This window comes from Orenia marismortui DSM 5156, assembly GCF_000379025.1.
Lineage (GTDB): Bacteria > Bacillota > Halanaerobiia > Halobacteroidales > Halobacteroidaceae > Orenia > Orenia marismortui.
On the sequence record NZ_KB900617.1, the window covers coordinates 858687 to 875534 of the forward strand.

Here is a 16848-nt window from a genome sequence, read left to right on the forward strand (position 1 = left end):
TCAAACTATATAGAGTTCGAAATTTTAACACCTATCCTAACTTCACTACTTACTAGTTCTTCCTGTCTCACCTTAATATCTTAATCCCTATATTCATAGCACTCCTGAGCACGTCTCTAAGCTCTCACCAATNGCACCTCTCAGTTTACCATTACTTAGGTTATGGTGTTCTCTAGGTTATCCATACTTTACAGTTATGATTTCCTGTTTGTAATTCTACTAGAACCCACTATAGTACTAGTGTTTAAACCACTCAAAATTAAGATATCATTAGTAATCAAATCTTAAACTTCAATAACCTAGATATCCTTCGCTATAATCAACTTTCGTTGATTTTTTTCTCACTACTATGATATCTTCTGAACTCTAATATATCATCACTCTGGCTTTCCTGTTGGAGTTATACCATCACTTATCTCTATAGATTTCTATAAAGAATTATATTAGAGATTCCCTCGGTCAATTACGTAAACCCTACAATCATTCCGACCCTAATCACACCTAGTTTTCTAACATGGGCACTTCCAGTTACACGTATTTACCAGCGCTACCTGTCTCTCCTTTGTACAGAGCCCCAAGCTAACATTGGACTTCCCCGTTTTTATGGCGGGTCGCCAAAGCTAAATGCCACCTCTGGTTCACATATTGTTCCGGACTGATTGCTCATCTCAAACTCTTCAGATTCTACCTCACGGTAGACACCCTACTACTGTTGATTTCACACACCGTACTGGCGAAAACAGCATGGATAGGATTTTCACCTACTGTTTACTAAATCTACGAGGCACACATAAAAAAGAAGTAGACAGAATCTACTTCTCTCTTATTAATAAATCTGCTATTTCATTATCCCCCATCAAATCTTCAATATTTTCTAATCCTAACTCTTGGAGAGTCTTTAGAACATTCATATTGTCAAAAGGAGTCATAATTAAAGAATCTTCACCTGATTCATTGATTATCATAGTAGCTTTCTCTTTGTCAATATTTGTTCTTGGCCCTCCAACACAGCCACCATCACATCCCATTCCTTCTACAAAGTTAGCATCTATATATTCTTCTGAATTTAATTTGTCTAATATATCTTTACAGTCTTTAACTCCATCAACCTTTTTAGCTTTAAGTTTTATTAACCGTCTTGGAGCTATTCTGTTAACAACAGTTTTTACGGAAAAACTCACTCCCCCTGTCCTACCATAGATTCTTCCAGCAAAAGATGCTTGATCCTTTTCATCAGCAGGTAGATCCTTTATATCAATCTCTAAAGCTTTAAATATCTCATCTAATTCACTATAAGTTAATACAAAATCAATTGCCTCTTTTAACTCCGGCTCTTTAGCTTCAGATTTTTTAGCTATACAAGGTCCTATAAATACTACTTTAGCTTCAGGATATAATTTTTTTAACATTCTGCCTGATAAAACCATTGGTGAAACTGAGGGAGACAGATGTTCAAATACTTCTGGATATTTACTTTCAACAAGTCTAATCCAAACTGGACAGCAACAACTTGTTAAAAAGAAATCTTTTTCACTTGTCACCAATTCATCAAATTCAAAGGCTTCTTTGATTGTTAACATATCTGCAAATAAAGCTACTTCTACCATATCTTTAAATCCCATATATTTTAATGCAGTTCTTATCTGCCCTAAAGAGATATGATCACCAAATTGACCTACTATTGATGGTGCCACTGCAGCATATATGGGGGTTTTTTCATCTTTTAAATAATTAATTATCGGCATAAATTCTATCTTATCTGCTATTGCTCCAAAGGAACAACTACTAACACAGGTTCCACAGTTTAAACATTTATCATTTACTATTAGTGGCCCTTCTCTCCTCTTATACATTTGTGCTTCATATTTACAAGCTTCATAACATTCCCTATTTTCAATCTCCTTACCACAGGATTCACATCTGCCCTCTATCTTAGTTACTATTGGCTTATCCACATGAGAAATTTCTTTAATCTTCTTTAATTCATCAGAAAATGGCCTATTTCTACTCGGATCAAGTCCCATCACCACTCGAATATGATCTTTGATAAATGAATCCTCTTCATCTGAATATCCATACTTTTCTTTAATGTATTCTACTAATTGATCTAAATCTTCACTCTTTAATAGCTTATTATTCCATTCTCTCTTAACTACTTCTCTAAAAATCTCCATCCGTTTGCTTTGAAATTCTGTGAATTGCTCCTCCATAATTTATCCTCCTAGCTAGTTTCTATTATTTTGTCCAAATTAAAATTAAAAATTATATAATTTAAAAGTAATCATATTCAAAAACAAATTAGGATAAGCTTTGATACCTATCCTAACCTCTCTAAACTTAATATTTTAAAATTAATTATTAGTTTTGACTAAATTGTAAGCTTTAAGCACAAATTCACGAACTTCTTTATTATCAGACCAATCTATTGTATTACTATCTGACATAATATACTTTAAAAATATAATCCATTCTTTTTCTTCTAATGAGTATTGGCTGGTATCTATAGTTTGTGATTTGAGGTAATTCCTTATAATCTCCTCCCAGGGAACAGGTTTATTATCCTTTAATGTCCCTTGTTGGCAAGCTTGAAAATAAGCCCATAAAGCCGGCAAAAATAGTGAATTATCTTCTTCATTAGGACTATTATCTTCTTGTGATTGTAAGGTTACTTTAATATCTTCTGGATCAATTGGTTCTGCAGAATTAATCTTAAAGTATTTCTTACACCTAATTCTAGTAGAAGCCTTGGAATTCTCCATACTTCTCCCCCCTTTTTATATGTTGTGAAGCGTAGGGAAAAACCCTACACTTCATAATCAACTTGAAACTCCTCAAAATCTTCTTCTATCATTGTTAAAATCTTCAATAGGCCCTAAGTCTTCAATTTCTATATTTTCAACATCAGCTTCAATAACTAAGTCAAAACAAATACCAATTGCTCTATCAATATTAATTACTTCTTTAGCATTATTACAATCCTTTCTTCTTTTACCTTCTAATTCTTGAGTCATCTAATCACCTCCCCTTTCCTTTAGTTTATATTATGAATTAATGGTAAAATATGTTACAAGCTGATTGTATTATTCATAAAAAAAAGACAGACCCTTTGGTCTGCCCTTAGTTAAATATTATATTCCTAAAATTTACTTTACCTTTGCTATTAAAGATAATAATTATTATCTAACAGCTATTATTAATCTCAAACACCTAAATGCTTCCTTTTTTCCATATTATGCTGATTGAATATATAACAAAGTACAAAAATACTAATCCTTATTCTATCAAATCATAAGTAATACAGACAGGTTTATTATTTCTAGGATCAGTTACTATTTCAGCATTAATATTAAATACTTTTCTTAAATTTGATTTTGTCATAACTTCCTCTGGTTCTCCATCACAGACTATCTTTCCATCCTTGATAGCAACCATATAATCAGCAAACCTGGCTGCATTATTTAGTTCATGAATTACTAAGACGACTGTTCTCTTCTCAACTTTATTTAACTTTTCTAATAGCTTTAAAACCTCTAATTGATGTGCTAAATCTAGATATGTAGTAGGCTCATCTAATAATAGAATTTCTGTCTGTTGAGCTAATGCCATCGCTATCCAAACCCTTTGCCTCTGACCTCCAGATAATTCATCTAATAATCTGTCTTTATAGGGTTTCATTCCTATTACCTCTAACACACCATCAATAATTTGATAATCTTCTTCTTTTAGCTTAGCAAAGCCACTTTGATAGGGAAACCTACCATAGGCTATCAACTCCTCTACCGTCAAACCCTTAGGAGCTTGTGGACTTTGTGGTAAGACTGCCATTACTTTAGCTATATCCTTTGAATCCTCAGTAATAATATCCTTGCCCTTTAAATAAACACTACCACTTTTGGCCTTTAAAATTCTAGCTATTGTCTTTAATATAGTCGATTTCCCACATCCATTAGGTCCAATAATAGTAGTAATCTTCCCCTGAGGAATCTTTAAATTCAATTCTTTTACAATCTCTACATCGCCATATGCTATTGATAAGTCTTGCGTATTTATACAGTTCATCTATAGTCACCTCTACTACTCTTTAATCATTAAATAAATAAAATAAGGAACACCAATAATCGACATCACAATTCCTACTGGCAACTCTATAGGCGCTAGCAGATTTCTAGCTATAGTATCTGCTGCTAAAAGAAGTAAAGTTCCCACTAATGATGCAGTTGGTATTAACATTTTATGTTTGGCTCCAACTAATCTTCTTGATATATGTGGAGAGATAAGACCTAAAAATGAAATACTACCAGCAACAGCAGTAGCTACTCCAGCTAAAGCAACACTAGCAAGCAAAAGTACTCTTCGCTCTTTTTCAACTTCAACTCCTAAGCCTATTGATAGCTCATCACCTAAATTTAAAACATCTAGATATCTTGATTTATAAAAAGTAAGAACAATAAAAAATAATAGCCACGGTAGAATTGTAAATACATACTTCCAATTACTTCCCCAAATACTTCCACTAGTCCAAACCATTACCCGATTAAACTCCTGAGTAGTAAATTTTAATTGAAAGACTATTAACAAAGCCTGAAAAGCCGCATTGATACCTATACCAATTAAGATAAGTCTAGTGGCATTAATACCTTTCTTCCAAGCAAAAGTATAGATTAAAAATGAACCTAATACAGCCCCTAATAAAGCTATCAGAGGCATGGTAAAGATTGTGGTATTACTGATTCCAGCATAAACATTTCCATTCATATAATAGATATATATCACTACAGCCAAGGCTGCTCCAGAGTTAATACCTAATATTCCAGGATCAGCCAAATCATTTTTGGTAATTGCTTGTAATACTGTACCTGATATAGCTAATCCAGTTGCAACAAGGATTGCTAAAATGATTCTAGGTAGTCTAATACTAAAGATTACAATTTCCTGTTTATTTGTTCCTTGTCCTAGTAAAGTTTTGATTATATCCCAAGTATCTATAGAGAAAGAACCTAGATTTAAGCTGATGATAAAAGTTAGGATAATCAAAGTAATCAATATAATTCCAGTTAAAATAAACTTCTCTCTTTTATTTGTGCTCATCATAGCCCTCTAGACCTCCTTCTCACAAGATAAATAAAAAATGGAACTCCTATCAAGGCCGTTAGAGAACCTACTGGTGTTTCATAAGGATGATTAATCATTCTTGCTATAATATCACTATAGACCAATAAATTAGCTCCTAATACCAAAGAACATGGAATAATATATCTATAATCTGGACCTATTATAATCTTTACAACCTGAGGGATTATCAATCCTACAAAAGTAATATTTCCTGCTACTGCTACTGCACTTCCACTTAGTAATATTACAATCAAAATACCAATAAATCTTATTCTATTAATATTCTCCCCAAGACCAATGGCTATCTCTTCTCCCAAACTTAAAACAGTTATTTTTGGGGAAAGAATAATAGCAGCCAATAGACCAAAAATCCCTACAATAGATAATAAATTAACTCCTGACCACTGAGCCCCAGCTAGACCTCCTGTAATCCAAAAACTCAATTGCTGAGATAGATTAGCATACATCGCCATAGCTGTAGCTAGTGAGATTAATAATGTTCCCAAAGATGTTCCTGCTAAAACAAGCTTTACTGGATCTATCCCTTTTACAGATTTAGAACTTAAAAAATAGATAAATAACCCACTAACACTGGCTCCAAGAAAAGCCAAGAGCATTAATCCTACACTGCCTATACTCTGTTGCAGTACAAAAGCAATAGCTACTGCAAAGGTTGCCCCTTGTGTAATTCCCATAATAGAAGGTTCAGCAATAGGATTTCTAGTTATTCCTTGCATAATCGCCCCTGATACAGCCAAAAAAGACCCTACCAGCGCAGCAGAAAAAGCTCTAGGCATTCTGATATCTCTAATAATTTGAGAATCAACTCCATCTCTTACCTCAAAAATACTAGAAAATACTGTAGATAGACCAATATCCTTAGTTCCTAAGGATATTGAGACTCCTATACCTAAACAAAGAATAAGTAAACCAACTATTATTAAAAGAGAACTTATCACTATTCTACTTTTATTTCTGTTATTATTTATAGATTCAACCATCTCCATCTTTACTGTCATTCCTCTCTTTATTAAAAAAGTGACTACCAAGGTGTTTATCTCCTTTGCTCTCACCCCTATATACTTCTATTTATTTTGATAATTTCTCTGCTATTATGTCTAATAATAGCTTTCTACCAATTGGATTATAGCCTTGACCAAAGTATGGAGTACTCTCAAAAATACTGACATTACCTTCTTTAACAGCTCTAATACTCTTCCAGACTGAGCTTCTTTCTAAGTCCTTTTTAGCTCCTTTTGTTGCTATAACTATGATATGATCAGCATCAATTTCAGATAGACCTTCCATAGTTACAACTGGTAGACTTATTCCTTTTTGATCAGGAAGGTTAGCTGGCTTAGCTAATTTCATATCCTCATAAATAATTGCACCAATACCGCCATTACTAAAGATATAAAATTGACCACCACTAGCTAATACTGTTAAGTAAGTCTGCTCACCTTTTGCTTTAATAATTTTTTTGGCTATATCTTGAGCCTTGTTATCATAATCCTCTAGCCAATTTTGAACCTGCTCTTCTTGTTTAAATAATCTAGCCAATTCATTCATTTTATTTTTCCAATCATTAGCATAGTCTTTTATCATAACTACTGGAGCAACCTTCTTTAACTGATCATAGATCTTCTCTTGCCGTCTGCTCATAATAATCAAATCTGGATTACTCTCTAAAATTCCTTCAATATCCATTGTATCCATCATAGAAAAACCAACAATCTTTACCTCTTTCATTTGGTCTTCAATATAACTTGGAAACTCACTTGTATTATAAGGATCAGTATTTGCTGTAGCAACTAAATTTTGTTTCATAAGTAATAATTCCTCGCTAGAACCTGATATGTCAGCAATGCGCTGTGGATTGGCAGGTATGAAAACCTCTCCTGTTATTGTATTAACTATTCTTCTTTTATCTGCCCCTTTATTATCTTTAATGTTGTCTGTAGCTTGATTTTGACATCCACTAAGAACAATTAAAGCTAATAGAACAAAACTAATAATTCTTATCTTTTTCATCCTAACATCACCTTTTTTTTTTAGGGATTACCTCTCAACTTTATTATCTATAATAGTTTAAATGTCAAACTCACCTTTAATTAAAGATGAGTTTGACTAAATAGACTTTTTGATTTTGACTATTTACTTATCATTAATTACTATCTTCATAAAAATAATTCTAGAATTTTCGTTCTATACCTAAGTAGACATTTCTAGCAGGCATAGCATAAGCACCAGGTGTTACCCAACCACTACTACCACTACTTCTTACCTCATAGGCTTCGTTAGTTAAGTTATTCCCCTTTAAAACAAGCTTAGTCTTATTATCAAGATGATAATTAACTCTCATATCTACAGTTAAATAAGACTCTGAAGTAAATCTTTCTAAGCTGCGCCCATTAGCACCTTGTAAAGCTAATTCAGCATTCCATAAATCCTGATCATAACGAAGCTTCATATGATAACCATGTGGTGTACTATTATCAAGATCTTCATAATAATCGCTATCAGCACCATCTTTATTTTCAATCTTTAAATAAGAGTATCCCATCGCTAGATTCCAACGATATGATAGCTGGCAGCTTAAATTAAGATCAAAACCATACTTTTTCTGACGATCAATATTAATTGCTAATGTTCTCCCATCATCACTAGTTCCATAACTGATAGCATCTTCTAATTGGCTACTAAAAATACTAGTTTGTAGCTTAGTCCCTTTACCTAATTCTGTATTTAAACCTAAAGTTATAGTATCTCCAGTCTCTGGGTTAAGATCTGGGTTCCCAACCATCCATTGAGTATCAGAAAAAAGATCTTCAACTAAAGGAGCTTTTACAAACTGCCCCCAGGATAGATAAAAATTAGTATCATTATTAATTTCACGATTAGCTGTTAGGTTTGAAGTGCTATGTCCTCCAATAATACTATGATCATCATAACGACTTCCAGCAGTTAAAGTCCATTGATCTGTTACTTGCCATTGATCTTGCAAATACAGAGCTTTAGTAATATAAGAGTTATTAATTCCCTGACTACTATAATCAGAGTCTGTCTGTCTCCACTCTGTACCATAAACTAATTTGTGAGAGTCAGTTAATGTTGAACTTTGTTGCCAGTCCCCACCAATAGCAATATTATCAAGATCATAGCCAGAACCATTACCATAATCAATCTCCTTCTTAGAGGAGTTACGATAGATACGGACTAAACTATCACTTCCTAAATTATAAGTTAAGGCAATATTATTATCTACCGATGTTCCATTTCCATCAGGATAATAATAAACATCACCACTAGAATAACCTTCTGGTGCCCAACTAAAGCCAAAATTACGATCTGTATAATCAAATTGCAATGATAAAGAACGTTGATTGTTTAACTCCTGATCTAAGCTTAGAGTTAAAGATTTCTGGTCATAATAACTTTGATCCATCGTCTTGATTTTACCGGTCTTAGCCTCTTTATACTCAAAATCATCTTGTTCTTTTACTTCTCCAGTAATATAAAAACCTAATCCATTATCAAATTTATTCTCTGCAGTCAGACTATGTTTCATAAATCCCCAGCTTCCTGTCTCTTGGGAGAAGGAGACTCTTGGTTCAGTTGCTTCCTTGGTAATAATATTAATTACACCACCTACAGCATCACTACCATATAATGAAGAACCAGCTCCTCGAACAACCTCAATCCGTTCAATATTTTCAATAGGGATATTATTAAAATCTACCCCCCCTTTACTACCACTCTTTACAACAAAATCCCAGTTCATTCGACGACCATCTATCATCACTAATACTCTTCGATCACCATTTAGTATTGGAGTAGAACCTGTAGGATCAGTCTCCATATTCACATTAGATTCACTTAAAATTTGTTCTAAATTGACAAATCCACCTTCTTCAATATCTTCACTAGTAATTACAGTTACATCAGCTCCAGCCTCTGTCTCCTTAACAGCAATTCGGTTAGCAGTAACTACCAGAGTATACTCCTGTTCATCAGAGCCACTCTCCTCAGCAGTAACTGCTGTTGTTGTTAAACCAATCAATAAGAAAAATAAAGAAATTGATGCTAAAATCCTTCTATAGTTTTTCAATTTTAGTTCCTCCTAATTATTTTTGATAGCAAACTTTAAATAGCACTTTAAAAAAGAGTAATATATATAACACAAAAAAGAAATCATATAATTATCCACAGCCCCTGAAAGCAGTTGCCCTTTACTTCTTGAGAAAGTACTCTTATGGTATAAAAAACTAATTATTATTTGATTTTAATCGGTGAAAACCTGTGACAAAAATATCAAATTCTTATCACTTTGTATATACTAAAACATTTAACACTCCTTATGTAAGTTATTACAAATAGTTATTTCAACTCAAACACAATAGCAACACGCATTGTAACCAGATTATTACCACTTCTTTTAGGTATCGGTGGAAAAGGTGCCGACCTCTTTAAGGTAGCTATGGCTTCATGATCAAGACTTGGATATCCTGAGGAATTAACCACTCTTGATTTTTCCAACCTTCCATCACTCCTAATCACAAACTCTACTAAAGCCTTTCCTTCAAACTCTTGATCCCTTGCATATTGCGGATAACGCTTAGCAGCAGCAATCCTTCTTAGCACCATCTGGAAATAGCTTTCAGAAATCTCTTGTTTTTGCACACTATTTTGAGCTAAAGAGTTGTCAACTTCTTTAGTTGTTTGTTTTTGATTATTGGCAATTGGCCTTGACTTCTGTGCTCTTTCTTCTGCTACTTGTTCGGTAATTGATTCAGACTCCTTGACTACTTCCTCTACCTCTTCAGAAACAGGTTTTGGCTTTTCAACCGCTTCCTCTACCTCTTCAGAAACAGGTTTTGGCTTTTCAACCACTTCCTCTGCCTCTTCAGAAATAGGTTTTGGCTTTTCAACCACTTCCTCTACCTCTTCAGAAATAGGTTTTGGCTTTTCAACCACTTCCTCTACCTCTTCAGAAATAGGTTTTGGCTTTTCAACCACTTCCTCTACCTCTTCAGAAACAGGTTTTGGCTTTTCAACCACTTCCTCTACCTCTTCAGAAATGGGTTTTGGCTTTTCAACCACTTCCTCTACCTCTTCAGAAATAGGTTTTGGCTTTTCAACCACTTCCTCTACCTCTTCAGAAATAGGTTTTGGCTTTTCAACAATCTCTTCCATATTTGTAGAGGATGGACTATTTTCTCCAACCCGCTCTGGAGCTGGTGCTGCTGCAAACTCGATAGACATTTCTGTTGGAATTTCTACCACAGTGGAAGAATCATCATGAAATTTCCATGCTAAACCTATCAATAAACAGTGGATTACAAGAGCAAGCAACAAAGCTGGTCGAATAAAATTATCATTTCCCTCCATCGCTCACACCTGCTACTTGCTCAGTAGAGATGACTAAGTCTTCCCCATTTGACTGTCGTGCAATATCCATTATCTTTACTACAAAACCCATTGGAACACTTTTATCTGCTTTAAGTACAACCTTTTTTGATTGCTTATCTACTAGTTTTTGAGTAAGTAAATTATGTAATTGCTCAATTTTCAATTCTTGTTGATCTAAAAAAATCTGTTGCTGCTGATCGACATAGATTACTAATGGCTCATTCAGCTCTTGATTCTCTCCAGTTGTCGCTTCTGGCAACTTAAGCTCAATACCACTATCAGTTACAAAGTTAGAGGTTAACATAAAAAAAAGCAAGAGCATAAATACAACATCAATCAACGGAGAAATATCCAAAGACATCTCTACACCCTTTGGTCTCTTAAAATCCATACTCCATATCCTCCTTAGTTTCACCAAGCTCCGATTGCTTTTCTCCTAACCATTCTGATAAAAGCTGAACAGCTTCTTTCATATTGTTATAATAACCATCCAGCTTACCTTCAAAGTACTGATAGAATAACATAGCCGGAATAGCAACTGTTAAGCCAGCAGCAGTAGTAATTAAAGCCTCTGATATTCCTCCAGCCAATACACTAGGATCAACACTTCCTCCTAATTCATAAATCTTCATAAAAGCTTTGATCATACCAGTCACAGTTCCCAATAAACCAATCAACGGAGATACATGGGCTATAATCCCTAAACCTCTAATATTCTTACCCATCTTTTGTAGCTCTTTGGAGCCTATTCGTTGTAAAATTCTATCTCGTTCTTCCCGTGGTTTCTGGTAATTTTTAATTCCAGTACTTAGAACCTGAGAAACTGGACAATTAGTATCTTCGCAAACTTCCTTAGCTTCTAAGGTTCTATGTTGATAAACTAACTGTTCAACCTCTTCTAGTGTCTTGTCAGAGCAATCTTTTACTTTACTAAAATAATAGCATCGCTCTAAAACAATAGCTAAAACTATGGTAGAACAAATTAATAATGGGTACATAAAAACCCCACCTTTTTGAAATAACATATAAATATTCATATTACTTACCTCCATCTTCAAAGTAAAATACAATCATAATAACACTTAATATTTTTAATTCATCATATAAGAAAATTTTAAGAATAAACCTTTTTAACCTGAAACGAAAATCATTTTCATTTTCAACCACAAATTATTTTATCAGCCATTTTTATAAATGTCAAATGATTATCTTGTTGTATATATATAAATTTATTGGCATTAGTCGGATTAAACAACAAAATGGACTATAACTAAATAATCTTTTTAAAGCAGACCAAAATCTGGTCAAAACTTGATTTTAATAAAGTAAACCTTTTAACTATCAATCTGACCACTTGTCATTTAGAAAATTTAGTTATCCAGCTTCCTGCTTATTAGCTTTTATGTAAATTTATTTACTAAAATTAATCTCTCAAAAATGGTTAATACCTAAAAAATAGATTACAATGATAAATTTTAAAGGTGAATATAGACTCCTTTTCTACTATAAAGATATTGATAGGTAGAGTAGATAGTTTAGAACTTAGTAGAGATAATCTAATTATAGATGCGCTATCAATCAGCAAATTGAGATAAAATTTAAAGTTAAAAAGATCAATTATAAATGAATTGAAGAACTATAGATTAATAATTGAGGATTTAAGATAATTTGTGTATAATATGATTTATGACCAAAAAATGATCAATTTCTTATAATCTACTTTCTAAATTTAGTGACATATAAAATAATATTTCTAGTGAGCAAATTTAATTTTAATATAATAAATATAAGTGATTATAAGAAGCTAATAAAATATAAGATAGAAGGGATAATATGGAGAAAAGAAAAAAATTATATCAACTTGCAGGACCTATTTTTATTGAGGTTTTACTATTTATGCTACTGGGAATAGCAGATATATTTATGTTAAGTCAATTTGATGATAGGGCTGCTGGTGCCGTAGGAGCAGCTAATCAGATAATTGCTAATTTAAATTTAGTATTTGCAATAATTTCAGCAGGAACAGCGGTTTTAGTAGCTCAGAATATTGGAGCAAGAAGAACACAAGAAGTTGAAAAGATAAGTGCTATATCTCTTATTGTAAATCTGTTAATAGGATTGATTATAAGCATTAGTATGATTTTTGCTGGAGAATACATATTGACTAAAATGGGAGTTACTTCAGACTTGATGAAGTATGCTTCTGAGTATATTGAAATTGTAGGTGGAGTATTATTCTTCCAAGCACTATTAAGTCCTTTAATTGCTATTATTAGAAGTCATGGTTATGCTAAACAAGGGATGATGATAACTGTTGCTATGAATGTTATAAATATTTTGGGTGATGCAATCTTTATATTTGGTTTATTTGGGGCACCAATTTTAGGTGTTAAAGGTGTGGCAATAGCAACTACTTTCAGTAGAATAGTGGCAACAGTAGCTGCTTTTATCTTCTTATTTAAAAAGCTATTACCAGTAACTATATTCTCTCATTTAAAGGAGAAACCAATGAAAGTACTTAAGAAACTATTTAAAGTAGGATTTCCAGCAGCGATGGAAAATATGTCATATAACGTATCTCAGACAGTAATCATGAGCATTATACTGATCAACCTTGGTGAATTACCATATATAACAAGAACTTATGTTTGGACAATAGGTTGGTCTGTCATGCTATTTTCAATAGCTATTGGACAAGCAAGTCAAATAATGATTGGCCAGCTGGTAGGGGCCAATCAAATAGATGCAGCTTATAAAACTGGTATTAATAACCTTAAAATTTCTATGCTTATTACAACCTTAGGTAGTATAGTGATATTCTTTTTTGGAAGTTTTTTTATGAGCCTTTATACCGATAACCCCAAAATTATACTGTTAGGATCTTCAATTCTGATGATAGATGCCTTTTTGGAACCAGGAAGAAATTTTAATGTTGTACTTATTAACAGTTTACGGGGTACTGGTGATGTAATTTTCCCTGTGGTGATGGCCATTATCTCTATGTGGGGGGTTGCAGTTTTAGGTGGATACTTCTTTGGAGTAGTTTTGGGCTATGGACTTCCTGGTATCTGGGTAGGGTTGGCTCTTGATGAATGGATTAGAGGAATCTGTATGTTACTTAGGTGGCGTAGTAGAAAGTGGACTAAGAAAGTAATGGTGCATAGTAACTGATTACAAATATACAAAAAAAGATAGACCCTGCCAGGGTCTATCCGAATTAAATATTATATTCCTAAAATATCCTTAACCTCTGCTTTAATTGCTGTAGTATTACAATTTCTATTATGTCTAATCTCTTTCTCTTCCAATCCTTTTAATCCTCGATGAATCTCTAATCCAGTTACTTCATTTAATTTCTTTAAGATCTTAAATTCATTCTCTGCTGCAACATCTCCCTCTAAAGCTTCAAGTACTGACTTGCTAAACTTATAAGGATTTGCTGTAGAATCAATTATTGTTATTGTATTATCCCTTGTTTCCTCTACATACTTTTGATAAGAATCAACTCCTACAGCAGTATGAGTATCTAAAGTATAATCATATTCTTTAAAAACTTCTGTAATTATATCTTGCGTCTCCTCTTCTGTAGTCCATTCCCCTACAAAAAGACCTTGAATCTTCTTTCTAGTAGCTTCATCAACCTCAAATTTTCCAGTCTCTTTTAAATCTTTGTACCATTGATTAATCTTATCAGCATCATGTCCAGTCATCTCAAATAAAAATCTTTCTAAATTAGAAGAAATTAAAATATCCATTGATGGACTGATCGTCTTATGAAAATCACGATTAATATCATAAATACCTGTATTTAGAAAATCCGTCAAAACCTTATTTGTATTAGATGCACAGATAAATTTATTAACTGCTAATCCCATCTGTGAAGCATAATAAGCTGCTAGGATATTACCAAAGTTACCTGTTGGTACAGAAATATTTATCTTCTCTCCTTTACTTATGCTTTCATCTCTTAGTAAATATGCATAGGTTGAGAAATAATAAATAATCTGTGGTACTAATCTACCCCAGTTAATAGAATTAGCTGAAGAAAATTGATAATTGTTTTGATTGATTAAATTGTTAAATTCTTTATCAGCAAAGATCTCCTTAACAGCACTTTGACAGTCATCAAAGTTACCTTCAACACTAACAACTACAGTATTATCACCTTCTGTTGTCAACATCTGAGCTTCTTGCACCTTACTAACTCCATCATCAGGATAGAAGACAATAATCTTTATTCCATCTACATCCTTAAAACCTTCTAAAGCCGCCTTACCAGTATCTCCAGAGGTAGCAACTAGAATTACAACCTCTTTATCTGAATCAGACTTATTAATAGCCTTTACTAACAGATGTGGTAATATTTGTAATGCCATATCCTTAAAAGCAGCTGTTGGACCATGCCATAGCTCTAATATGTACAGATTATCATCTAACTTCACAACTGGAGCTATATCCTGATCTACAAAACTATTTTCATTATATGCTGCCTCAATAACCTCTTTTAATTCTTCTTGACTATAATCTGTTAGGAATTTTTCTAATATTTGATAAGCAATCTCTTGATAATTAAGCTCATTCATCTGATAAATCTCATCTTGACTAAAAGCTGGTACAGTTTCAGGTACAAATAATCCCCCTTCAGGTACCATCCCTAAACGAATTGCTTCTGCTGCACTAACCCCTTCATAATTTCCCCGTGTACTGATATATTTCATCCTACTCCATCCTTTCTGCTCGAATATATTAGTTTGCTTAATTATATCAAAGGAAGGTGTAGTTGACAATGTAGAATTGATAATTAATGGATTAAAAATTTTAATCTATTCTATAACAAGAAGATTGCCACTATTGTTGTTACTACAAGACCAATTACAACTGGTACTAAATTTCTTCTAGCTAATTCAAAAGGGCTTACATCACAAATAGCCGCTACTGGAATAATTGCCCATGGTACTAAAGTACCACCTCCTACCCAAATAGCTGCTATTTGACCTAAAGCAGTGAGAGTATCTATTCCTGAGCCAATAGCTGTAGCAAATAATTTTGCTACAGAACCTGCTAAAGAAATACCTGAAAATCCTGAACCATCTAAACCAGTAATGGTACCTACAATTGTTAAAGTTATAGAGGCAATAGCTTTGTTAAGAGGTACAGTTTGGGCTAAAACAACTCCTAAATCGTTGACTAAACCAGTAGAACCTTCTGGTAAGACATTACCAAATACTGATACAAACCCCATATCCCCCATATAAAAGAATGCTGCTATTGGAATTACAGGGGCAAAGACTTTAAAACCAAACTGTAAACCTTTAATCAAATATTCTGTTATTTCTTCTAAACCTTCATTTTTATACGCTAATAAAGTAATCAAAGTAAAAATAAATATAGAGGTTCCACCAATTAAAGCAGTAGCATCTCCCCCCTGTAAGTTAGCCAAGACCATAACTATTATATCTATAGTAAACAATATAAAAATTAAAATTGCTAATATTCTTTTGATATTTGTTGATAAAATTCTTTTAAAAGACTTATTATTACTCTGATCTTCACTATTACTATCAAAATCTCCAGCTTTAATCTTTAATAGACCCTTTTTCATATCATGCCTTAAAAATAAGAAAGCTGTTAAAGTGGTTACAAAGCCCATAACTAATACTAGGGGAATACTTGCACTTATTACATCAGCGACGGGAATACCAGCTGCATCAGCTGTTAACTTGGGAGCTCCTTGAATTACCAGGTCACTAGATAGAGCAATACCATGCCCAAATAAATTCATAGCAATAGCTACTCCAATAGGTGGCAGCCCTACTTTAATTGCTACAGGTAATAAGACAGCTCCCATTAATGCTGTAGCTGGAGATGGCCAGAAGAACAAAGATATAAGCATCATTAAAATACCAATAACCCAATAGGCTAAAGTCGGAGTCTTTATAAATTTAGTAAAAGGTGAGATCATAACTTCATTGATTCCTGTATCTTGAAGCACCTGACTCATAGCATAAACAATTGAAATAATCAAAATAGTACCCATTAACTCTTTAATAGCGTAAATCAAACTACTAAATACACCAATTACTGATTGAGATAAAGAACCTGTAGCTAAAAGTCCCAACATAAATACTCCAATTAAGCATACCAAGGTAGTATCTCTTTTTCGAACCATGGTTCCCACAATAAATAAGATAAAAAGCAAATAAACCCAATGCAATATATTAAGGTTAATATTCATAGACTCCCCTCCTTTCAATAGAAAATATATTCTCTGATTTGCATTAGCTTATGCCTATAAAAATCAATTAGTGAAAGAAGTTAAGAGGACTG

Annotated in this window: 14 protein-coding genes; 1 reads left to right on the forward strand and 13 read right to left on the reverse strand. The window is 33.2% G+C overall.

From position 1 onward, the window contains the following. Positions 1-812: 812 nt before the first annotated feature. The 11 genes from OREMA_RS0103800 to OREMA_RS17125 form a co-directional block, all read right to left on the reverse strand. A complete protein-coding gene (locus OREMA_RS0103800; RefSeq protein ID WP_018247956.1) occupies positions 813-2210 on the reverse strand; it encodes a [Fe-Fe] hydrogenase large subunit C-terminal domain-containing protein in 1398 nt (465 codons plus the stop codon). 141 nt (positions 2211-2351) lie between these two features. Then, entirely contained in the window at positions 2352-2759 is a 408-nt protein-coding gene (locus OREMA_RS0103805) for a hypothetical protein (protein ID WP_018247957.1), read from the reverse strand. Between the two features lie 72 nt (positions 2760-2831). Further along, positions 2832-3011 carry a hypothetical protein gene (locus OREMA_RS0103810; protein WP_018247958.1) on the reverse strand — a complete coding sequence of 60 codons (180 nt, stop codon included), beginning with the start codon at positions 3009-3011 and terminating at the stop codon, positions 2832-2834. A gap of 262 nt (positions 3012-3273) precedes the next feature. Beyond that, positions 3274-4059 (reverse strand): ABC transporter ATP-binding protein, encoded by a 786-nt coding sequence (locus tag OREMA_RS0103815; RefSeq protein WP_018247959.1) that lies wholly within the window; start codon positions 4057-4059, stop codon positions 3274-3276. 15 nt (positions 4060-4074) lie between these two features. After that, positions 4075-5091 carry a FecCD family ABC transporter permease gene (locus tag OREMA_RS0103820; protein WP_018247960.1) on the reverse strand — a complete coding sequence of 339 codons (1017 nt, stop codon included), beginning with the start codon at positions 5089-5091 and terminating at the stop codon, positions 4075-4077. Beyond that, positions 5088-6113 carry a FecCD family ABC transporter permease gene (locus OREMA_RS0103825; RefSeq protein ID WP_040657290.1) on the reverse strand — a complete coding sequence of 342 codons (1026 nt, stop codon included), beginning with the start codon at positions 6111-6113 and terminating at the stop codon, positions 5088-5090. The genes OREMA_RS0103820 and OREMA_RS0103825 overlap by 4 nt, the downstream gene beginning before the upstream one ends. An 88-nt stretch (positions 6114-6201) precedes the next feature. Beyond that, positions 6202-7143 (reverse strand): ABC transporter substrate-binding protein, encoded by a 942-nt coding sequence (locus OREMA_RS0103830; RefSeq protein WP_018247962.1) that lies wholly within the window; start codon positions 7141-7143, stop codon positions 6202-6204. Positions 7144-7303: 160 nt separating this feature from the next. Next, on the reverse strand, positions 7304-9220 hold the full coding sequence (locus tag OREMA_RS0103835) for a TonB-dependent receptor plug domain-containing protein (RefSeq protein ID WP_018247963.1): 1917 nt from the start codon (positions 9218-9220) through the stop codon (positions 7304-7306). Positions 9221-9489: 269 nt separating this feature from the next. Next, positions 9490-10500 (reverse strand): energy transducer TonB, encoded by a 1011-nt coding sequence (locus OREMA_RS0103840; RefSeq protein WP_018247964.1) that lies wholly within the window; start codon positions 10498-10500, stop codon positions 9490-9492. Continuing rightward, a complete protein-coding gene (locus OREMA_RS0103845) occupies positions 10487-10912 on the reverse strand; it encodes an ExbD/TolR family protein (protein ID WP_018247965.1) in 426 nt (141 codons plus the stop codon). The genes OREMA_RS0103840 and OREMA_RS0103845 overlap by 14 nt, the downstream gene beginning before the upstream one ends. Then, positions 10902-11558, reverse strand: coding sequence for a MotA/TolQ/ExbB proton channel family protein (locus tag OREMA_RS17125; protein ID WP_018247966.1), 657 nt, complete (start codon positions 11556-11558; stop codon positions 10902-10904). The genes OREMA_RS0103845 and OREMA_RS17125 overlap by 11 nt, the downstream gene beginning before the upstream one ends. 796 nt (positions 11559-12354) lie before the next feature. Here OREMA_RS17125 and OREMA_RS0103855 point away from each other — a divergent pair. Further along, positions 12355-13692 carry an MATE family efflux transporter gene (locus tag OREMA_RS0103855; protein ID WP_018247967.1) on the forward strand — a complete coding sequence of 446 codons (1338 nt, stop codon included), beginning with the start codon at positions 12355-12357 and terminating at the stop codon, positions 13690-13692. Between the two features lie 53 nt (positions 13693-13745). On the opposite strand, the gene thrC is transcribed toward OREMA_RS0103855, so the two are convergent. Beyond that, positions 13746-15239: a threonine synthase gene (thrC, locus tag OREMA_RS0103860; protein WP_018247968.1), complete on the reverse strand. Its 1494-nt coding sequence runs from the start codon at positions 15237-15239 to the stop codon at positions 13746-13748. A 110-nt stretch (positions 15240-15349) separates the two neighbouring features. After that, positions 15350-16756 carry a hypothetical protein gene (locus OREMA_RS0103865; protein ID WP_018247969.1) on the reverse strand — a complete coding sequence of 469 codons (1407 nt, stop codon included), beginning with the start codon at positions 16754-16756 and terminating at the stop codon, positions 15350-15352. Positions 16757-16848 lie beyond the last annotated feature (92 nt).